This window comes from Candidatus Sodalis pierantonius str. SOPE, assembly GCF_000517405.1.
Taxonomy (GTDB): Bacteria; Pseudomonadota; Gammaproteobacteria; order Enterobacterales; family Enterobacteriaceae; genus Sodalis_C; species Sodalis_C pierantonii.
In genome coordinates this window covers 607,234-625,681 of sequence record NZ_CP006568.1, presented here as the reverse complement: position 1 = coordinate 625,681, position 18,448 = coordinate 607,234, and the positions used below count along the sequence as shown (strand labels likewise).

Genomic DNA, 18,448 nt, shown 5'->3' with positions numbered 1-18,448 from the left:
GCTGTTTTCATTAGTTAAACGTTGTTACTGCAGAGTTTGTTGCCAATTGTCGCCCTTTGTCGTTCCAATAACCCAGCACTAAGGAACACGATAATGTCATTGAAACCGATAGCCTCTCCGCTTGCCGCTTTCATCATCGGCTGTCTTGGAACGGCGTTTGCGGCCCACGCCGATATCACCGTCGGCGTCGCCGGGCCGTTTTCCGGTCCCAACGCGACCTACGGGGATCAATACTGGCGCGGCGCCAGTCAGGCCGCGGCGGATATCAATGCCGCCGGTAGGATTAACGGCGAGAAAATTACCTTGGTGCAGGGGGACGACGCCTGCGAGCCCAAACAGGCGGTAGCGGTTGCCAACCGGCTGGTGGATCAATCCCATGTGGCGGCGATCATCGGCCATTTCTGCTCGTCGTCCACGATGCCGGCCTCGGAGGTGTATGACGATGCCGACATTCTCGCCATCACGCCCGGTTCCACCAACCCGCAGATCACCGAACGCGGCATGAGCAACCTGTTTCGCATGTGCGGCCGAGACGACCAGCAGGGCGCTATCGCCGCCAGTTACATCATCGACAAATTAAAAGCGACCAAAGTGGCGATCATTCACGACAAAGATACTTACGGGCAGGGGCTGGCGGATGCCACTAAGGCCGCGCTGAATAAAGCGGGCGTGAAGGAGGTCATGTACGAAGGGTTATCGCGCGGCGAAAAAGATTTCAATGCCCTGGTGACCAAAATCCGCTCGGTAGACCCGCAGGTGGTGTATTTCGGTGGCTGCCATCCCGAAGCCGCCGGGCCGTTGGTTCGTCAAATGTGTGAACAGGGCGTGAAGGCGAAATTTTTCTCCGGCGATTGCATTGTCACCGAAGAGCTGGTGACCGCGGCGGGGGGGACCGCAATATACCGACGGCGGGCTGATGACCTTTGGCCAGGACCCGCGTTTGATACCGGCGGGCAAATCGGTCATCGAGAAATTCCGCGCCAGCAAGTTCGAGCCTGAGGGGTACACTCTGTACGCTTACGCCTCACTACAGGCCATTGCCGCCGCCTTCAAAGCCACCGGCGGTAGCGATTCCGCCAAGGCCAGCGACTGGCTTAAATCCCATTAGGTAGACACCGTGATGGGGCAGAAAAGCTGGGACAGCAAGGGGGATTTGAAAGTCTCTGATTATGTCGTTTATCAATGGGATAGCCAGGGTAAATATCAGCAGTTGCCTTAACCGCGCGGCATGCACTTCGAGGGGCGCGTCGGCATGATAAGCCCGGCGCGCCATAATCGCAGAGCGCCGCGAGGCGTTCTGTCGGACCAGACGGGACCGCTTATCTATGGAAGCATTTTTTTGGCAGCAGATGTTTAACGGCTTAACCCTGGGCGCCGTATATGGTCTTATCGCCATCGGCTATACCATGGTGTATGGCATTATCGGCATGATTAATTTCGCCCATGGCGAAGTCTATATGATCTCCGCCTACCTGTGCGCCATCGGCCTGGCGCTACTCTCTTTCTTCGGGGTGTCCTCGTTTCCGCTGCTGATTTTCGGCACGCTGGTGGTCACCGGGGTGTATGGCTGGGTCATCGAACGTATCGCTTACCGGCCCTTGCGCAACTCCACCCGGCTGGTGCCGCTGATTTCCGCTATCGGTATGTCGCTGATATTGCAGAACTATGCGCAAATCAGCCAAGGGCCCCGCCAGCAGGGCATTCCCACATTGCTGGATGGCGTCGTCAAATTTTCACTGAGCGACAGCGTGGTGCAGTTGACCTATACCAAGGTGTTTATCCTGGCGGCATCGCTAGTAGGGATGCTGGTACTGAATTGGGTCATCCGGCATACCCGCCTCGGCCGGATGTGCCGCGCGACGCAACAGGACCGCAAGATGGCCGCCATTCTGGGGATCAACACCGATCGGGTCATTTCGGCGGTGTTCGTTATCGGCGCCGCCATGGCCGGTTTGGCGGGCGTATTAATAACCATGAACTACGGCACCTTCGATTTCTACGCCGGCTTTATCATCGGCATCAAGGCCTTCACCGCCGCGGTGCTGGGCGGGATTGGCTCCTTACCGGGGGCGATGCTGGGTGGGTTGATCCTCGGCGTGGCGGAAGCGCAGTTCTCCGGCATGGTAAATTCCGATTACAAAGACGTATTTTCCTTTTCTCTCCTGGTGGTGATCCTCATTTTCCGACCCCAGGGATTGTTGGGCCGGCCCTTGGTCGCCAAAGTATAGGAGCTGGCGCGATGACAACGACGACGGGAAAACGCGACATGGCGCTAAAGGACGCTTTGAAGGAGGTGGCGTTGGCGGGTTTAATCGCGCTTATCATTTTCGGCCCGATGGTCGGCGTGGTATTGAACGGTTATCGCTTCGATTTTCACGGCCTACGCCTGGCGGTAATGGTATTGACCGTGGTGGTCGGGCGGCTGTTGCTGAGTCTTTTTTGGCAGACGGCGCCGGGCAAACGCTGGCTGTCCCGTTTCGAGGGGGAAAGAGATGGCGTTTATGTGCGCGCGCCGGAGGCGAAAAGCCGGCTGCGCTGGATAGTGTCGCTGCTGCTGCTGGCGATACTGTTTCCCTTCGTGGCCACCAAATACCTGCTGACGGTGGGGATCCTGGGGCTGATTTATGTCCTGCTGGGTCTGGGGTTGAATATCGTGGTGGGGTTGGCCGGCCTGCTGGATTTGGGTTATGTGGCGTTTTACGCCATCGGCGCCTACGGGTTGGCGCTGGGATACCAATATCTCGGGCTGGGATTCTGATCGATGTTGCCGCTGTCCGCCGTCATGGCGGCAGCGGCGGGGGCGCTGCTCGGCTTCCCGGTGCTGCGGATGCACGGTGATTATCTGGCGATCGTGACGCTGGGATTTGGCGAGATAATCAGGTTGGTTCTGAATAACTGGCTGGTGTTTACCGGCGGCCCTAACGGCGTCCCGGTGCCGTCGCCCACCTTTTTCGGGCTGGAGTTTGGCCGCCGCGCCAGGGAGGGCGGCGTGCCTATTCATGAGTTTTTCGGGATGAGCTATAACCCGAATTTGAAGTTTATTTTTATCTATACGGTGCTGGTGTTGGTAGTGCTGTTGGTCCTGTATATCAAGCATCGGTTGACGCGGATGCCCATCGGCCGCGCCTGGGAAGCGCTGCGCGAAGATGAGATCGCCTGCCGCGCGATGGGGCTGAATCATGTCCTGGTCAAGCTGTCCGCCTTTACGCTCGGCGCCTCCACCGTCGGTCTGGCCAGCGTGTTCTTCGCCAGCTACCAGGGATTTGTTAATCCCACCTCGTTCACGTTCTTTGAATCCGCGCTGATCCTGGCCATTGTGGTGCTGGGCGGGTTGGGATCCACTATCGGCGTGGTGATCGCCGCTTTTGTACTGACGGTCGCGCCCGAGTTGCTGCGCGGCTTTGCCGAATATCGGGTGCTGTTGTTCGGCGTGCTGATGGTGCTGATGATGATCTGGCGACCGCGCGGCCTGATCCGCGTCAGCCGCAGCGGGTTTACACCGCGCAAGGGGGTGGCGCCATGAGCGAAACGATACTGAGCGTGGCGCATTTGCATATGCGATTTGGCGGCATCAAAGCGCTGAATGATGTTAATCTGGACGTGGCGCGCGGCTCTATTACCGCGCTTATCGGCCCGAACGGCGCCGGCAAGACCACCGTCTTCAATTGCCTGACCGGATTCTATCGGGCCAGCGGCGGACAGATCATGCTTAACACCCGGCGGCGGCGCATCAATGTCATTAAGGTGTTGGGGGAGAGACTGCGCTTGGCGGACGGGTTTCATTCCACCCGGCTCGGCAGGCGGCTATTTTATAAAATGTTCGGCGGCACCCATCTGGTCAATCGCGCCGGTCTGGCGCGCACCTTCCAGAATATCCGCCTGTTCCGCGAGATGTCGGTGGTGGAGAACCTACTGGTGGCGCAGCATATGCAGATTAACCGCAATCTGTTGGCCGGGGTATTAAATACGCCAGCCTATCGCCGCGCGGAAAGCCAGGCGCTGGATCGCGCCTTTTACTGGCTGGAGGTGGTGGATTTGGTCAGCTGCGCCAACCGGTTGGCGGGCGAGATGTCTTATGGTCAGCAGCGGCGGCTGGAGATCGCCCGCGCGATGTGTACCGGGCCTGAGATGATTTGCCTCGATGAACCGGCGGCCGGCTTAAACCCGGTGGAAACGTGCGCGCTGAGCCGTATTATCCGCACGCTGCGCGATGATCACGGTATGACCGTATTGTTGATTGAACATGATATGGGCATAGTGATGAACATATCCGATCAGGTTATCGTGCTGGATCACGGCGACGTCATCGCCAGCGGGGGCCGCCGCAGGAGGTGCAAAAAGACCCGCGGGTTATTGCGGCCTATCTGGGCACCGATGAACAGGCGGTGACGTTATGACTACACCTTTACGGGAATTTCGCGAGGTGGACGTCAACTATGGCCCCATCCAGGTGCTGCAAAAGGTTTCGCTACGGATCGATGAAGGCGAAACCGTGGCGCTTATCGGCGCCAACGGCGCCGGCAAATCCACGCTGTTGATGTCCATCTTTGGACAGCCTCGTATCGGCGGCGGCCAGATCCTCTATCGAGGGGAAGATATCAGCTGTAAATCCGCTCATTACGTGGCCGCCAACGGCATCGCGCAGTCGCCGGAGGGGCGGCGGGTATTCCCCGATATGACGGTGGAGGAAAATTTATTGATGGGCAGTATCTCCATCGGCACCCGCTATCAGGCTTTGGATCTGGCGCGAATGTATCAGCTGTTTCCTCGGCTGAAGGAGCGACGCGGCCAGCGCGCGATGACGATGTCCGGCGGCGAGCAGCAAATGCTGGCCATCGCCCGCGCGCTGATGAGCCGGCCCAAACTGCTGCTGCTCGATGAACCGAGCCTGGGGCTGGCGCCGATTATCGTCAAGCAGATTTTCTAGATCTTGCGCGAGCTGGCGGCCGGCGGAATGACCCTCTTCCTGGTGGAGCAAAATGCGCATCACGCGCTTACGCTGTCCGATCGCGGCTATGTGATGGTTAACGGCCAGATTCGCATGAGCGGTCCCGGCAAAGCGCTGCTCGGCAACGAGGAGGTGCGCAAAGCTTATCTGGGCGGCATCTAAGCGCCGCGTGCGGAGCGCTTAGCGCACTCAGGTCAGGCTGAAACCGTCCCAACCTTTGCTGCCCACCGTCTGTAGCGCGGTGGAGATAAGCCGGTAATCTTCCCCAAGCCGGTCAAAAAATCGCCGCACGCCCTGGACCCGTTCATCCTTGCTGTGCGCATTTACCAGTTCCCCTTCGCGCACCACATTGTCGCCGATAATGACCGTGCCCGGGCGGGATAGTTTAATGGCCCAGGCCAGGTATTCGGGATTGGCGGGTTTGTCCGCATCAATAAAAATCAAATCGAACGGCCCGGTCAGCGTCGGTAGGCTGGCCAGCGCCGGACCCGTACGCAGTTCGACCTGGTCGAGGACGCCGGCCCGTCGGAGGTTGTCCCGCGCCACCTCGGCATGGCGGGCGTTGGCCTCAAGCGTCACAATCCGGCCTGACGGCGGCAGCGCCCGCGCTAGCCAAAGGGTGCTGTAACCGCCGAGCGTGCCGATTTCCAATATGCGCCGGGCCTGAATCATCAGCGCCACAATATGCAAAAATTTCCCCTGATTGGGGGCGACATCCTGCGCCGGCAGCCCGGCGCGCTGGTTGGCTGCCAGCGTCTGGCTGAACACGGGATCGTCAGGAATCAGTTTTGCCGCGATATAACGGTCTACATCTGACCAGCGTTTTTCCATTGCCGTCACCTCTGCAAAGGGTTACCTAGGCTCAACTCTACCATGAATTCTGCATAAAAAACCGCCGGCGGGTTTTCGTGCTGGCTTAAGAAAAATAACCGATAACCTGTGAATTTTTAATGTCATAATAGGCAACGGAAACAAATATATATACAATTCCTCGGCGGAAAAGTGGCAAATTTGTTGAAGTCATTTATACTTTATTTTAAATAATAATCAATATTATCAATAAAATACATTTAACCAGGGATGCCACCATGGACGCCAAATCAAAAAAACAGCTTGAAGAATTACGGACGAGCAGTCGCAGTGAGCATGCAACGTTATTAATGCCTTCTTCAGATGCCATCGCGCCACGGACTTTGGGCCAGCGCATGGCCAATACCATTACCGCGGTGATTGGGACCTGGACCTTTATTATTATCCAGACCATCATCATTATTGGCTGGACCGGTTATAACTTGCTGATGGGCAAAAGCGGCTTCGATCCGTACCCCTTTATCCTGCTGAATTTATTTTTATCCTTCCAGGCGGCCTATACCGCGCCGGCGATTATGATGAGCCAGAAAAGGGAGGGGGAAGTGGATCGCTATCGAGCGGAAATCGCCTCTAACGTTAACGTAAAATCGAATCTGGAAATGTACGCGCAGCACGATAAAATTGATTACCTGGAAGGCGATATCGTTACCTCGATTAAAGAGCAATTGGCGGATATTTCCCGTCAACTGGAAGACATCAAACGTCAGCAGCGTCCGCAATAATGTCTCGAACCTACCCCATCGGCGCCGCTGTCGGCGCATTTATTCGAAGAACTTAGTCAAGGAATTTGATTGGAGATTGATACTCTTTATCGTTAGGATTGTTTTTTACTGTAAATCCTATGAGCGGTATCTCCCATGTTCGCTTCCCTGAATAACGGTTTTTCCAGGCTGTCCGACCATCCTGACTTCGCCAAGTTGTTACTGCGCCTGACTTTCGGGATCCTCATGCTGTTTCACGGCGCGTTCAAATTGCAGCACGGCGTGGGCTGGATCGGCGGCCTACTGGCACAGCACGGGTTGCCGGCGTTCATCGCCTATGGCGCCTATATCGGTGAAATCGTGACGCCACTGATGATACTCATTGGTTTCATGACCCGTCCCGCCGCGCTGATTTACGCCGTCAATTTAGTGGTCGCGACCCTGCTGGTGCATACCGCCGATTTCTTTACCCGTACGCAGGTCGGCGCCTGGAAGCTGGAAACGGAAGCGCTATACTTCATGGGCGGCATTATTATTATGCTGCTTGGCGCCGGCCGCTACGTGCTGGTAAGTAACCCGCGACTTCAGTAGTCTGTCGATCCGTCATTCGGGTCGTCAGCTCATCGGTATCATCAATGACACGACCCGACTTTATCCGCCACTGGCAAGAATTAGAAGACGATGGCAACGACACCTATGAAGGCGATAACGAACGTTTCAGCTTCGGTGCGCCGCTCGGGCGGGCGCTGGGGCTGACGCGTATCGGCATCCACCATGAGCGTTTGCCCCCCGGGCGGCGCAGCACCTATCCCCACGCGGAAAGCCAGGAAGAGGAATTCGTCTATGTCCTGGCGGGCAATCCCGACGTCTGGCTAAACGGGGAGCTATACCCTCTGTCGCCGGGTGATGTGGTCGGGTTGCCGGCCGGTACCGGAATTTGCCATACCTTCATTAATAACACCGCAGACGATGTGATGCTGCTGGTGGTGGGGGAGGCCGACAAGCCGGAGAACCGGATCCGCTACCCCATGAACCCCGAGTATGAAGCGCGCCGCGCCGACCGCTGGTTGGATTATCCCGACCTGCCTTTCGGCGAGCACGACGGCAAACCGGCTGTGCCGCGGCCTTGATGTCCACATCGCTCCCCCGGCGTCGTTCCCCTGCCGAGTCAGGCCGCAGGCGGCAGGGTTGGCCGCAGCCGCAAAGCGCTTCCAATTTAGCCGCAACCGTGAGGGGGGCGTTTTCCCGTCGCCCGGTGGCAAATAGGCTTGCCGGAGCGTCTTCACGGGTGAACGTGCGCGTCACTGCTCCCGTGGTCGCACCGCGCGGGCAAGGGGCGCCCGTGGGAATAAGAGAGTAAACGCCGCCGGCGGGAGATTGATATGTTTACGAAGACGGAAAACGCGACCAGCGAGGGTGAAAAATAGTTTTGGCCCGGGATCATTAAACCTCTTTTATTCAATTACAGTAATAAATAACACCACGTCAGAATAATGTTGCTTTCCATCAATAATAGGCGAGATGACATTGCCATTATACCCCGTTTAATCCGCGGATATCTCATGGCGCCGGCCGCGGTTGGCGAACTACCATCGCCAATATCCGCCAATGACTATCCTTTTTAATATCCTTGTGGTGCGGGATTATTTTTATGTGCGACAGGGCGGGAATAATCCCTATAAACGCTGTACAATATTAAACGGATCCTTTTGGTGTTTATTCTTCGTTAAGGAGTCAGGATTTATAGTGCCCGGAAATATGATATTTATAGGGTAACTGCCGTGAGCTTCTATCCGTCTTTTTCTTCCCTCATGACCGACAACGGAAATAATAGGGCGTCGCACTTTGGGCGCCTTTGGCCATTGCAGGAGCAGGCAGGTGTCTAACGTCGCGCGTTTGAGCTCGGTTTCGGTCGTCATTCCGCTTTTCAACGAGGCACAAAACCTGCCGGCGCTGCTGCTGCGCACCGAGGCCGCCTGTCGCCAGCTTGGGCTGCCCTACGAAATGATCCTGGTGGATGACGGTAGCCGCGATGGCACCTCCGCGCTGTTGCGCGCCGCCGCCCAGGCGCCCGCCAGTCGGTTTGTGGCGGTGCTGCTCAACCGTAATTATGGGCAACACCCGGCCATCATGGCCGGCTTCAGCCAGGCGCGGGGAGAGGTGATCATCACCCTCGACGCCGATCTGCAGTCGCCGCCGGAAGAGATTCCGCGCATGGTGAGCATTGCCAGCGAAGGCTATGACATCGTAGGCGCAATTCGTGCCAACCGCCGAGACGGCTGGCCTCTTTTGCGGTGAACGGGATTATCCGTCGCGTCACCGGTAAAAGCACGGCGGACTATGGCTGTGCACTGCGCGCCTATCGTCGGCCCATCGTCACGGCGCTGCTGCAAAGTCGCGAGCGCGGCATCGTTCCCATCCTGTCGAACAGATTGACCGAGCGCATTACCGATATAGAGATAAGCCACGCGCTGCGAAAGCACGGCACGTTAGGTGGCAGAACCCTGAGCGGCTTTCACCGTCTGTGCGATCTGGCCGAGACGCTGGTTACCGCCCCGCTGCGTTTGCTTAGCGTTATCGGCGGTATCGTCGCCCTGGCCGAATTCTGCATGGGGCTGGGTATGCTGCTGCTGGGCCAGGTCTGGGCCGGGGACGGCGTGTTTACGCTTTTCGCCTTTCTCTTCACCTTCGTCGGGGCACAGCTTCTGGCGCTGCTCGGCGAGTATCTCGGCCGCATCTACCAGATCCTGCGCGATCGACCCGGTGCGGTTATCCGGCAGGTTGTGGGCGCGTCACCGGCCGCGCTCGGCGAGATATCGTCATGAGCGGCGAATACAAGACGGATGGGGAACGGGGCGACATCGTCTGGCGCAGGGGAAAACCCGGCGTTTGCGCCACCGGTGCGGTGCCGGCGGCCGTTCATCCTTCCCTGTGTAGCGCCCGGCCGGGAAGTTTCGGGGATAAGGCCGGGATCTGGCTGGGTCTGCTGGCGGTGTTTTTCGTGCTGACCTATCTGGTACCGCTCGAAGGGAGGCTGTTGTGGCAGCCCGATGAAACCCGCTACGCCGAAATCAGCCGGGAAATGTTGGCCAGCGGCGACTGGACGGTGCCTCATTTACTGGGGCTGCGCTACTTTGAGAAACCGCTGGCGGGATACTGGATGAATAACATCGGTCAGTGGCTGTTTGGCAGTACCAACTTTGCGGTGCGATTCGCCTCGGTGCTCAGTACCGGGCTAAGCGCGCTGCTGGTGTTCGGTCTGGCGTGGACGCAGCGGCGTCAACTGCGTCAGTCTGTGCTGTCGGCGCTCATATTCCTGTCGCTGCTGCTGGTGTTTGGCGTCGGCACCTACAGCGTGCTGGATCCGATGCTCGCCCTCTGGCTTAACGCCGCCATGGCGGCGCACGTCTTCGTCTTGCGCGCCAACAGCCGGACGGGGCGATTCTGCGCCTGGCTGGTGTTCGGCCTCGCATGCGGCCTGGGCTTTATGACCAAGGGGTTTCTCGCCCTGGTGGTACCTGCTATCGCGGTCCTGCCGGTGTCGCTTTACTACCGGCAGTTTAAGTCAACGTTAGGGTACGGCGCATTGGCAGCGCTGTTGGCGGCGCTTGTCAATTTGCCCTGGGCGCTGAGGCTGGCGCGACTGGAGCCGGATTTCTGGCGCTACTTTTTTTGGGTGGAACATATTCAGCGCTTCGCCGCGGAAAATGCCCAGCACAGCGCCCCGCTTTGGTTTTACCTGCCGGTGCTGGTGTTGGGGTCGTTGCCCTGGCTGGGGCTGCTGCCGGGCGCATTGGCCGCGGTCTGGTGCGCGCGCCAGACGCAGCCGGAACGCTTCTTGCTTCTGTGCTGGGTGGTGATGCCGCTGCTGTTCTTCAGCGTGGCGAAAGGGAAACTGCTGACCTATATCCTGCCGTGTATGGCGCCGCTGGCGTTGCTGCTGGCGGCCCACGGGCGAGAGTGCGCCGACGCGCTGCGGGGTAAGGTCTTCAACGCCAACGCGAATATCAATACCGTCTTTGCGCTGGGCGCCATCGCCGCCCTGTTGCTGGCGGGCAGCGGTATGCTGCCGTGCGCGCGTATTTACTCCACCGGCGAGTGGCCGCGCATTGTCATCGGTACGCTGGCGTTCGCCGGTTGGCTGTGTTTTGCCGCGGTGTCGCGACGGGCACAGGGGGACCGTTGGGCGCTGGCGGCGCTTTGTCCGCTACTGTTTAGCCTGTTGGTGGGGCAGATCATTCCCCAACGCGTCATTGATGGGAATCAGCCGCAGGAATTCATCCGCCGTCATGAGACCACGCTCAACCAAAGCCGCTATGTGCTCAGTAATCATGTCGGCGTAGCGACGGCGCTGGCCTGGGAGCTGGAGCGCAACGATATCGTCATGTATGACGATAAAGACGAGTTAGCCTACGGTTTGACTTACGCCGATGCGCAGGGACGTCATCTGAGCCGGGAGGATTTTCCCGCGTGGCTGGCGCGGATGCGCCATAAGGGTGACGTGGCGCTGCTGCTGTTGCTGGATCGCGGGCAGGACCTGCCGCCCGGCCTGCCGAAGGCGGATATGGTGCACCGTAATCACCGCGTGGCACTGCTCCACTATCAGCAGCGGCCATGACGCGCGCAGTCACCGGCCTGTTTTTTGCCGTACCGGATGAGGAGTGACCGCCCCCGCGGGTGGGGTGGCTTTAGTGTCGCGGATGAGAGGTCCTGGCCGCAGCGGGCGATAAGGTTTCATTGTCGCTGATAAGGGTTTCTGCCGTCGCGGGCGGGGGGGGGTATTGCCTCTGATGGGATGTATTTGCCGCCGCGTATGGGGGGGATTGTCGAGGAGGGAGCGTTTTGCCGCAGCGAGAGAGGGGATTACCGGAGCGGGAAGCATCCCCCGCCCCGGTCGTGGGGATCATTTATACAATTCTGCGGTACCGCTCATGGTATCGGTGCCGCCAGCGAAAGTAATGCGATAGGAGGAGGCGTTCGCCTCATCCGCCTTGGCCTCCAGCTGCTGCTGTAAATCGGTCACGCTACTGCTTTACGTCGTGGCGGAAACGGTACCCATCGGCTGCTGTCCGGGCGGCGGCGAGGTGACTTCCTGCGCAGCAAGCAGGGGGAACGAAAAGGTTGCCAGAATAAGCGCCGTCGCGGCAATAAATGTCATTTTCATAATAGTTTCTCTCATTAGGGATAAGTGTCAATTGCCACCCTATCATGACGGTCGGCGTGGTCTCGTCGACCGCGGGTGACCCTAGGTTTGTCGTTTTTCTTGTCGTTTATGCGTTAGTGCATTTTGCTTTGTTTCCTACCGGAAAGGTTGTTGCCTTGTCTCTCCACGACCCCGCGCCATCACGACCGTGATCCGTGTCGCGAGAATGCTGCCGTGACGCCTCAACGGGCGCCGCGCGTACCGTCGATGCTCGGCAAGCGCGGAAGGCGCATGGGCGATGCGCTTACGGGTGACATCTCCGCTTACCTCACGACACCGCCTGGCGAAAGAATGGAAATACAATGCGATGATTGACAATAATTTAAGGGTAGGCAGCATCCCAACAGCGGGCAATGACCCGTCAATCAATGAGTTATTGCATGATGATCGCCCGACGCAAGGTGAGACGGCGTTCAGACCGCGAAAGGCGTCGCGATCCCGGCGGACACCGCTTGCTTTCAAGGGATTAAATTCGCTATTGTTATATAACTTTTTATATAACGATAAGCAGAGACAATGAAAAGACATCTAATTAAAACGGTACTTGCAGGGACCTTGGGCATTTTCCTCTCGTTGCAGGCGCAGGCGGCGAATGAAATTCGCGTGACCTATGCGGGATCAATGGGCGTGGTCATGGATAAGCATCTGGGACCGGCATTTGCCGAGAAAGAGCACCTTACTTACCAAGGACGGGGGCAGGGTGCTTACGGCATGGCGCGCCTGCTGGTGTCGAAAAAAGTCGTGGCGGACGTCTTTGTTTCCATCACGCCGGGGCCGATGGATATCCTCAAACAGGCGGGGCTCATTGACAGCGCCGTGCCGGTGGCCAGTACCCGCATGGTGATAGCCTACAATCCGAAAGGCAAATTTGCGCCGGCGCTGGCCGCCGCCAAAGAGGGCAAAGCGGACGCGCAACCCTGGTGGAAAGTGCTGCAAAGCCCCGGGTTGCGTTTTGGCCACACCGATCCGGTCAGCGATCCGCAGGGGCAAAACATCGTCTTTACGCTGTTGCTGGCGGAAAATTTCTATCATCAGCCCGGTTTGGCGCACCGTATCCTCGGCGACGTGCAAAACCCGCAACAGGTGTTTGCTGAAGGCGGATTGCTGACCCGGCTGGAAGCCGGACAGGTGGACGCGGCTTCCGGCTATGAGAGCGCGACGATTTCCGCTAAGCTGCCCTATATCACGCTGCCGGACGAAATCAATCTGAGTAATCCCGATATGAACGAGCAATGGTATAGCAAGGTAAGCTTCCCGGTGCGCGATGCGGCGGGTAAAGAGAAAGTGCTGCACACGCAGCCGCTGGTGTTCTATGCGGCGGTGCTGAAAAATGCCCCCGATGCGCAGGCAGGGCGCCGCTTCATCAGCTTTATGCAAAGCGCGGCCGGTCAACAGTTGCTGAAGGATAACGGTTATGGCTAGCTGAAAGGCGGCGTGCTGTATCCGTAACCGCTAATGATCCGACGCCCGTTGTCGCCGGCCGGCTGGTTCGGCGTGCCGGCGCTGCTGTTGCTGGCGCTGCCGTTTATCACCCTCATTGGCGTGACCTCGTGGGGGAAGTTTCATCTGGCCTACGGCGACTGGAATGCCGTAGCGGTGTCGCTCGGCCTCAGCGCGGTTTCCGTGCCGCTCATCATATTGCTGGGCACGCCGCTGGCGCTGTGGCTGGCCCTGGGTATTTTGCTGGTATCGGCCTACGGCCCCTACAGTACTCTGGGTGAAGCGCTGGCGACGGTGGGACTGGCCCTGACCAACAATGCCGCGGCTTTTGTGCTGGCGCAGGTTTACGGGGCGCAGCCTTATTTCATCCTGTCGGCGCGGTCTGGCCACGGGGCGGGCGATCGCCTGGGTGCGCGCCGTCGGTGAATTCGGCATCGTGCTGGTGTTTTCCTATTTCCCGCAGGGGATACCGATCAAGCTGTATATCAACCTGCAAAATGATGGCGTCAATGCGGTTTATAGCCTGATATGGTTACTGCTGCTGTTTACGCTACCTTTCCCGCTTTGGTGTTTAGCGACGGGCCGCCAATGGCGCAGGCTCGCCTGAGATTCTCTACCTGTCTAAAAGCCGCGTAACGGCCGTTACCCGTCTTCCTGACCGCCTGATGCATGCGATGACGTTGCCAACCGGCCACGGCCTCCTCATTTTCCCACCAGGAAAGGGAAAGACTTTTCCCGGGGAGATTCTGACGCTGGAAACGTTCGATAGCGATAAACCTCGGCATCTCTGCCAGTAACGGCTTGAGCTCAGTGGCAAGCTGGAGCTAACGCGCCTGTGCGTCAGGGCGTGCTTGTGCTTCAAAAATCACGGCAATCATCGAAAAACGCCTTTAGAAACCGAAAGCCAGCGTATTGCCAGTTAAAATCACTGCTTCGGCCGTCAGCGAAATGTCGCGGGTTATCGCTTAATTTGACCGTTTATTTTCTGCTGCATTTCGCCTCGGCGGCGATGACGTAAGGATGAAGACCGCGAAGGGCGGCTTTCGCTGGCGACGGGAACGGCCAGGGCGGGGAATTATCGTGAAATTATTGCTACTAGTAACAATAGACGGTAAAACGAATGCCGCTATGGCACGGGTCGCGTCTTCGCTGGCATGACCGCAACATCACAGACAATTAAAAAAAACAATTAAGGATCCTCCCGAATATGTTGAACAAAATTACCCGCCTGTTCCCGCTGTGGGCTATTTTATTGTCCATCGTCGCTTATTATACGCCGGGCAGTTTTACACCGATCGGCGCCTGGGTGAGCACGCTGTTGATGCTTATCATGTTCGCCATGGGCGTGACCCTGCGCTTCGCAGATTTTAAACGCGTACTGTCCCGCCCTGCGCCGGTGGCCGCCGCCACCTTCCTGCATTATTTGGTCATGCCGCTGGCGGCCTGGGTCTTGGCCTGGCTCTTTCGTATGCCGCCGGATTTATCTGCGGGGATGATCTTGGTCGCCAGCGGCACCGCATCCAATGTCATGATTTATCTAGCGAAGGGGGATGTGGCGCTGTCGGTCACTATCTCCGCCGTGTCGACGCTGGTGGGGGTTTTCGCCACGCCGCTGCTTACGCGCCTCTATGTCGACACGCACATCAAGGTGGACGTGGCGGGCATGCTGATGAGCATTCTACAGATCGTGGTAATACCGATTTTCGCTGGACTGGTGATCCATCATCTGTTTACCGCCACGGTCAAAAAGGTCGAGCCGTTTTTACCGGCCTTCTCAATGGTGTGTATCTTATTGATCATCAGCGCGGTAGTGGCGGGCAGCCAGAGTTTTATCGGCTCGGTGGGTCTTATCGTTATTGTGGCGGTGATCCTGCATAACGGCATCGGACTGCTGGCGGGGTATTGGGGCGGCCGGCTGTTCGGTTTTGACGAAACCTCCTGCCGTACCCTGGCCATGGAAGTCGGCATGCAGAACTCGGGCCTGGCGGAGACACTGGGCAAGATCTATTTCACGCCGCTGGCGGCATTGCCCGGCGCGCTGTTCTCGGTGTGGCACAACCTGTCTGGCTCGGTGCTAGCGGGCTACTGGTCGGGACGCCCCATCCCCAAGCGGGATACCGCCGTTCCTGAAAAACTGGGCTAGCCGTTCCGGTCCCCGTCCGGTGTTGTCAGGTCGGGGCCGTTGCCCTCCTCCTCGGGCCAATATGCCTGCCGGCCGTCGATCTAACAGGACCAGCAGGATGTTGACCATGCCCGCCAGCGCCGTGCCCGGTAACCGCTCATGCAGCACCCCCACCCTAAGCAGAGTGGCGCTGACCGGAAGGAGTAAAGGTGACTAGCATCAAATCCAGCGTGCCGGCACGCGCCTGTAATTGAAAACCGCACATAGGCCAAAGCGGTGGACAACAAGGCCAGGCCGGCGCGCCGGGCGTTTGTCGCAAGGGCGCTGGCTGCGGGGCGGCTCATCACGCCGTTTGCCTTGCCGCTGACGCCGCCGCTGTCCTATTGGCTGGTCTCGCCGCCGGCGGCGCTCAAGGGCTGGCCGCTCACGCTGGCGGTCAGCTGACTTAAAAAGCGCTCCGCTTGGCGCGGTGAGCGCAACGGTACAAACTGCACGTGCCGATAGCGTGGGCCTTGCTGAATCGCCAGGTAGCGCCGGCGGTTGCTGCGGTAGGCTTTTAGCGTCCAAAGCACCACGGATTCGCGGCTAAGAAAGGATCGCCGAAAACTTACCCGGTTGCCGGTACCGTGCCAAATCTCCTGCTGCCGCCAACTGCGGCGCCAGGCGCGGGCGGTGGCCTGCCACAGGGTGCGCGTCAGGCTGTAATCCAGCCAAACTATCATCTGCGCCTGCCGCCATTTTATCCCGCAACTGCGATGATAGTTGCCGTCCAGCACCCAATGCGCCTGCGCCAAAGCCGGTTCCAGGCGGGCAAAAAAACGCAGCATCGCTGCTTGGGGTCCAATTCGGTTGCCAGAACAGCGCGTCCATTTCTATATACGGGATCGCCAGCTGCGCCGCCAGACGGCGGGAAAAGGTGGATTTGCCGCTGCCGCTGGTGCCGACAACATTAATTTTCATCCGTCGCTCCTGACGCGCCAGGCCGCAAAATCAGCCATAATGGTGCCATAACAGGGTAAGCCAGCTGGTCGCGGCCAGCACGATCGCCATCAAGACTGCAGCTGATCCCATATCTTTTGCGCGTCCGGCCAGCGGATGCCGTTCTGGACTCACCCGATCGATTAGCGCTTCGATGGCGCTATTAAGCAATTCCACCACCGCCACCAAGATGACGGGAAGGATTAATAATAACCGGCTGATGGCATCAATATCCAGCCAGCAGGCGACGGCAATGGCGAGTGCGCCGAGGACGATTTCCTGACGACAGGCCTCCTCATGGCGCCAGGCGGCGCGAATGCCCTGGACCGAATAGACAGTGGCTCGCGACAGGCGCATCAGGCCGGTATGTTTCTTGTTCATAATGCTCCGTGATAGCGGCGTCATGTCGCCTCAGGCAAAACGGCGCTGGCGGCAGAACGACGGTTTACCGGCAGGGCGATGAAAAGATGAGGGCCGGCTAGTGCGCTTTATGATAACAGATAACGCGCGCCGTATGCCAGGGCCGGTGCCAGTAACCGACGCGTGCGCGCCAACTAGCATGAAGCACAACCGCCAACGGCGATTGGGTTTAGGCAACACGACCTAAAAAGAGGGCAGCGGATTATTATCTATGTTGAGATACGCCAGGCCCGTCAGCAGCGTTTTTGGCAATGCGGTAAGTTGATTATTGGTCAGACTGAGGTGAGTTAAACTGGCGGGTAATGTTTCCGGTAGGGAGACCAGCTGATTGTTCTCCGCCTGCAACCGCGCGAGACCTTCAGGCAGGCTGGCCGGCAGCGTGCGCAATAAATTATTTCTTACCTGGAGATAAACCAGCGTCTCGGGCAGACAAGGGGGCAACGCGGTAAGCTGATTATGGCCAAGATAAATTTGGGTCAGTCCCGCTGGCAGGCAAGTCGGCAATAAGGTCAGCGAATTATTGCTCAGATTAAGAAACATCAGTCTGGGTTGCTTTTCGCCAAGGGTGTCCGGCAGACGCGTTAATTGGTTGAAACTCGCGTCGAGGAACAGGATGTCTTTCGGTAGCGCGTCGTCAAGCTGATCCAGCCAATTGTTGCTGATGGGCAATGTGGCAATGGCGGTATGCAACATATTCGGCAACGACTGAAGGTCATTGAAATTGGCGCTCAAGGTGGCTTTGTTGAATAAATCGAACTTTTAGGTGACTGGCGGCTCTGATCACTACATTCGTTTCAACATCAGGTCCCCATGGCAAAGCAAAAGTTTAAAATTACCAACTGGCCCGCATACAACAATGCGCTCAGGCAGCGGGGGGACCTGACAGTATGGCTTGATGAGTCAGCCATTGCTGCATGGACTGAGAGTACACCACCTGAACATCGTGGCCGGCCGCTTCACTACACCGATATGGCCATTACCACGGTTCTGATGATAAAGCGCGTGTTTAACCTTTCGCTCCGGGCGTTACAGGGTTTCATTGACTCAATTTTTAAACTGATGGGGCTGTCGCTGCGCTGCCCAGATTACTCTCTGGTCAGCCGGCGAGCAAAAACCGTCGACATCAGCATAAAAACGCCAACCCGCGGCGAAATCTCACACCTGGTCATCGATGGCACCGGCCTGAAAGTCTTCGGCGAAGGCGAATGGAAAGTCAGGCAGCATGGGGCTGAGAGGCGCAGAGTATGGCGCAAGCTTCATCTGGCAGTAGATAGCGTAACACATGAAATTATCTGTGCCGATTTATCGCTAAGCGGTACGACAGATGCGCAGGCGCTGCCCGGGCTGATTAACCAAACCCACCGGAAAATCAGGGAAGCGTCGGCTGACAGTGCTTACGATACGCGTTACTGTCATGATGCTCTGCTGAGGAAAAAAATAAAGCCGCTTATCCCACCGCGAAGTGGTGCGCAATATTGGCCAGCTCGATACCATGAGCGTAACCATGCGGTGGCAAATCAGCATCTGAGCGGCAATAACGATACCTGGAAAAAGAAAGTAGGTTATCACCGGCGTTCACTGACTGAAACGGCCATGTTCCGGTTTAAAACACTTCTGGGTGGTCATCTGAGTCTGCATGACTATGACGCGCAGGTAGGTGAGGCTATGGCAATGGTCAAAGCGCTTAACCGGATCACGCTGTTAGGAATGCCAAACAGCGTCCGCATCATGTAACAATCGCCCTGATAGGGAGGAAGTCGTCACAA

At 57.8% G+C, this 18,448-nt stretch carries 13 protein-coding genes and 8 pseudogenes; 14 read left to right on the top strand and 7 right to left on the bottom strand.

Annotation, left to right across the window (positions count from 1 at the left end; genetic code table 11):
• Positions 1–93: 93 nt before the first annotated feature.
• The 5 genes and pseudogenes from SOPEG_RS03330 to SOPEG_RS03310 all read left to right on the top strand — a co-directional run bounded on the left by SOPEG_RS03330 (position 94) and on the right by SOPEG_RS03310 (position 5,110).
• A pseudogene (locus SOPEG_RS03330) lies at positions 94–1,219 on the top strand (branched-chain amino acid ABC transporter substrate-binding protein).
• A gap of 106 nt (positions 1,220–1,325) precedes the next feature.
• Positions 1,326–2,228 carry an ABC transporter permease subunit gene (locus tag SOPEG_RS03325; protein WP_025244290.1) on the top strand — a complete coding sequence of 301 codons (903 nt, stop codon included), beginning with the start codon at positions 1,326–1,328 and terminating at the stop codon, positions 2,226–2,228.
• Positions 2,229–2,266: 38 nt separating this feature from the next.
• A pseudogene (livM, locus tag SOPEG_RS03320) lies at positions 2,267–3,523 on the top strand (high-affinity branched-chain amino acid ABC transporter permease LivM).
• Positions 3,520–4,397 (top strand): annotated as a pseudogene (locus SOPEG_RS03315) (ABC transporter ATP-binding protein). The pseudogenes livM and SOPEG_RS03315 overlap by 4 nt, the downstream one beginning before the upstream one ends.
• Positions 4,394–5,110 (top strand): annotated as a pseudogene (locus SOPEG_RS03310) (ABC transporter ATP-binding protein). The pseudogenes SOPEG_RS03315 and SOPEG_RS03310 overlap by 4 nt, the downstream one beginning before the upstream one ends.
• Before the next feature lie 27 nt (positions 5,111–5,137).
• Here the strand turns inward: SOPEG_RS03310 and SOPEG_RS03305 are convergent.
• Positions 5,138–5,779, bottom strand: a complete 642-nt coding sequence (locus tag SOPEG_RS03305) for an O-methyltransferase (RefSeq protein ID WP_025244289.1) — start codon at positions 5,777–5,779, stop codon at positions 5,138–5,140.
• A gap of 257 nt (positions 5,780–6,036) precedes the next feature.
• On the opposite strand from SOPEG_RS03305, the gene SOPEG_RS03300 reads away from it, so the two are divergent.
• The 5 genes and pseudogenes from SOPEG_RS03300 (at position 6,037) to arnT (ending at position 11,137) form a co-directional block, all read left to right on the top strand.
• Positions 6,037–6,540, top strand: a complete 504-nt coding sequence (locus tag SOPEG_RS03300; protein ID WP_025244288.1) for a DUF1003 domain-containing protein — start codon at positions 6,037–6,039, stop codon at positions 6,538–6,540.
• 135 nt (positions 6,541–6,675) lie between these two features.
• The gene (locus SOPEG_RS03295) at positions 6,676–7,110 is read left to right on the top strand and encodes a DoxX family protein (protein WP_025244287.1); all 435 of its coding nucleotides are present in this window, start codon (positions 6,676–6,678) and stop codon (positions 7,108–7,110) included.
• A gap of 44 nt (positions 7,111–7,154) precedes the next feature.
• The gene (locus SOPEG_RS03290) at positions 7,155–7,649 is read left to right on the top strand and encodes a cupin domain-containing protein (protein ID WP_025244286.1); all 495 of its coding nucleotides are present in this window, start codon (positions 7,155–7,157) and stop codon (positions 7,647–7,649) included.
• Positions 7,650–8,397: 748 nt separating this feature from the next.
• A pseudogene (locus SOPEG_RS03285) lies at positions 8,398–9,344 on the top strand (glycosyltransferase).
• Positions 9,341–11,137: a lipid IV(A) 4-amino-4-deoxy-L-arabinosyltransferase gene (arnT, locus tag SOPEG_RS03280; RefSeq protein ID WP_081742913.1), complete on the top strand. Its 1,797-nt coding sequence runs from the start codon at positions 9,341–9,343 to the stop codon at positions 11,135–11,137. Before SOPEG_RS03285 ends, arnT begins: the two are co-directional and overlap by 4 nt.
• A gap of 285 nt (positions 11,138–11,422) precedes the next feature.
• On the opposite strand, the gene SOPEG_RS29115 is transcribed toward arnT, so the two are convergent.
• Together SOPEG_RS29115 and SOPEG_RS30355 are read right to left on the bottom strand one after the other, a co-directional pair.
• Positions 11,423–11,542, bottom strand: a complete 120-nt coding sequence (locus SOPEG_RS29115) for a YdgH/BhsA/McbA family protein (RefSeq protein ID WP_236851603.1) — start codon at positions 11,540–11,542, stop codon at positions 11,423–11,425.
• A 9-nt stretch (positions 11,543–11,551) separates the two neighbouring features.
• Positions 11,552–11,683 carry a hypothetical protein gene (locus SOPEG_RS30355; protein ID WP_257720368.1) on the bottom strand — a complete coding sequence of 44 codons (132 nt, stop codon included), beginning with the start codon at positions 11,681–11,683 and terminating at the stop codon, positions 11,552–11,554.
• Positions 11,684–12,238: 555 nt separating this feature from the next.
• Here SOPEG_RS30355 and SOPEG_RS03270 point away from each other — a divergent pair.
• Entirely contained in the window at positions 12,239–13,144 is a 906-nt protein-coding gene (locus SOPEG_RS03270; RefSeq protein ID WP_038468147.1) for an extracellular solute-binding protein, read from the top strand.
• A 33-nt stretch (positions 13,145–13,177) separates the two neighbouring features.
• Positions 13,178–13,769 (top strand): annotated as a pseudogene (locus SOPEG_RS03265) (ABC transporter permease).
• Here SOPEG_RS03265 and SOPEG_RS23940 read toward each other — a convergent pair.
• Positions 13,708–14,040: pseudogene (locus SOPEG_RS23940) on the bottom strand (antibiotic biosynthesis monooxygenase family protein). The pseudogenes SOPEG_RS03265 and SOPEG_RS23940 overlap by 62 nt on opposite strands.
• Positions 14,041–14,369: 329 nt before the next feature.
• On the opposite strand from SOPEG_RS23940, the gene panS reads away from it, so the two are divergent.
• Entirely contained in the window at positions 14,370–15,305 is a 936-nt protein-coding gene (gene panS / locus SOPEG_RS03260; RefSeq protein WP_025244284.1) for a ketopantoate/pantoate/pantothenate transporter PanS, read from the top strand.
• A gap of 359 nt (positions 15,306–15,664) precedes the next feature.
• Here panS and SOPEG_RS03255 read toward each other — a convergent pair.
• The 3 genes and pseudogenes from SOPEG_RS03255 to SOPEG_RS03245 all read right to left on the bottom strand — a co-directional run bounded on the left by SOPEG_RS03255 (position 15,665) and on the right by SOPEG_RS03245 (position 17,414).
• Positions 15,665–16,244 (bottom strand): annotated as a pseudogene (locus SOPEG_RS03255) (P-loop NTPase family protein).
• Between the two features lie 30 nt (positions 16,245–16,274).
• Positions 16,275–16,643 carry a diacylglycerol kinase gene (locus SOPEG_RS03250; protein WP_025244283.1) on the bottom strand — a complete coding sequence of 123 codons (369 nt, stop codon included), beginning with the start codon at positions 16,641–16,643 and terminating at the stop codon, positions 16,275–16,277.
• A 222-nt stretch (positions 16,644–16,865) separates the two neighbouring features.
• On the bottom strand, positions 16,866–17,414 hold the full coding sequence (locus SOPEG_RS03245) for a leucine-rich repeat domain-containing protein (RefSeq protein ID WP_025244282.1): 549 nt from the start codon (positions 17,412–17,414) through the stop codon (positions 16,866–16,868).
• Between the two features lie 78 nt (positions 17,415–17,492).
• Between SOPEG_RS03245 and SOPEG_RS03240 the strand changes: the two genes are divergently transcribed.
• The gene (locus tag SOPEG_RS03240) at positions 17,493–18,416 is read left to right on the top strand and encodes an IS5 family transposase (protein ID WP_025244281.1); all 924 of its coding nucleotides are present in this window, start codon (positions 17,493–17,495) and stop codon (positions 18,414–18,416) included.
• The last annotated feature ends 32 nt before the right edge of the window (positions 18,417–18,448 follow it).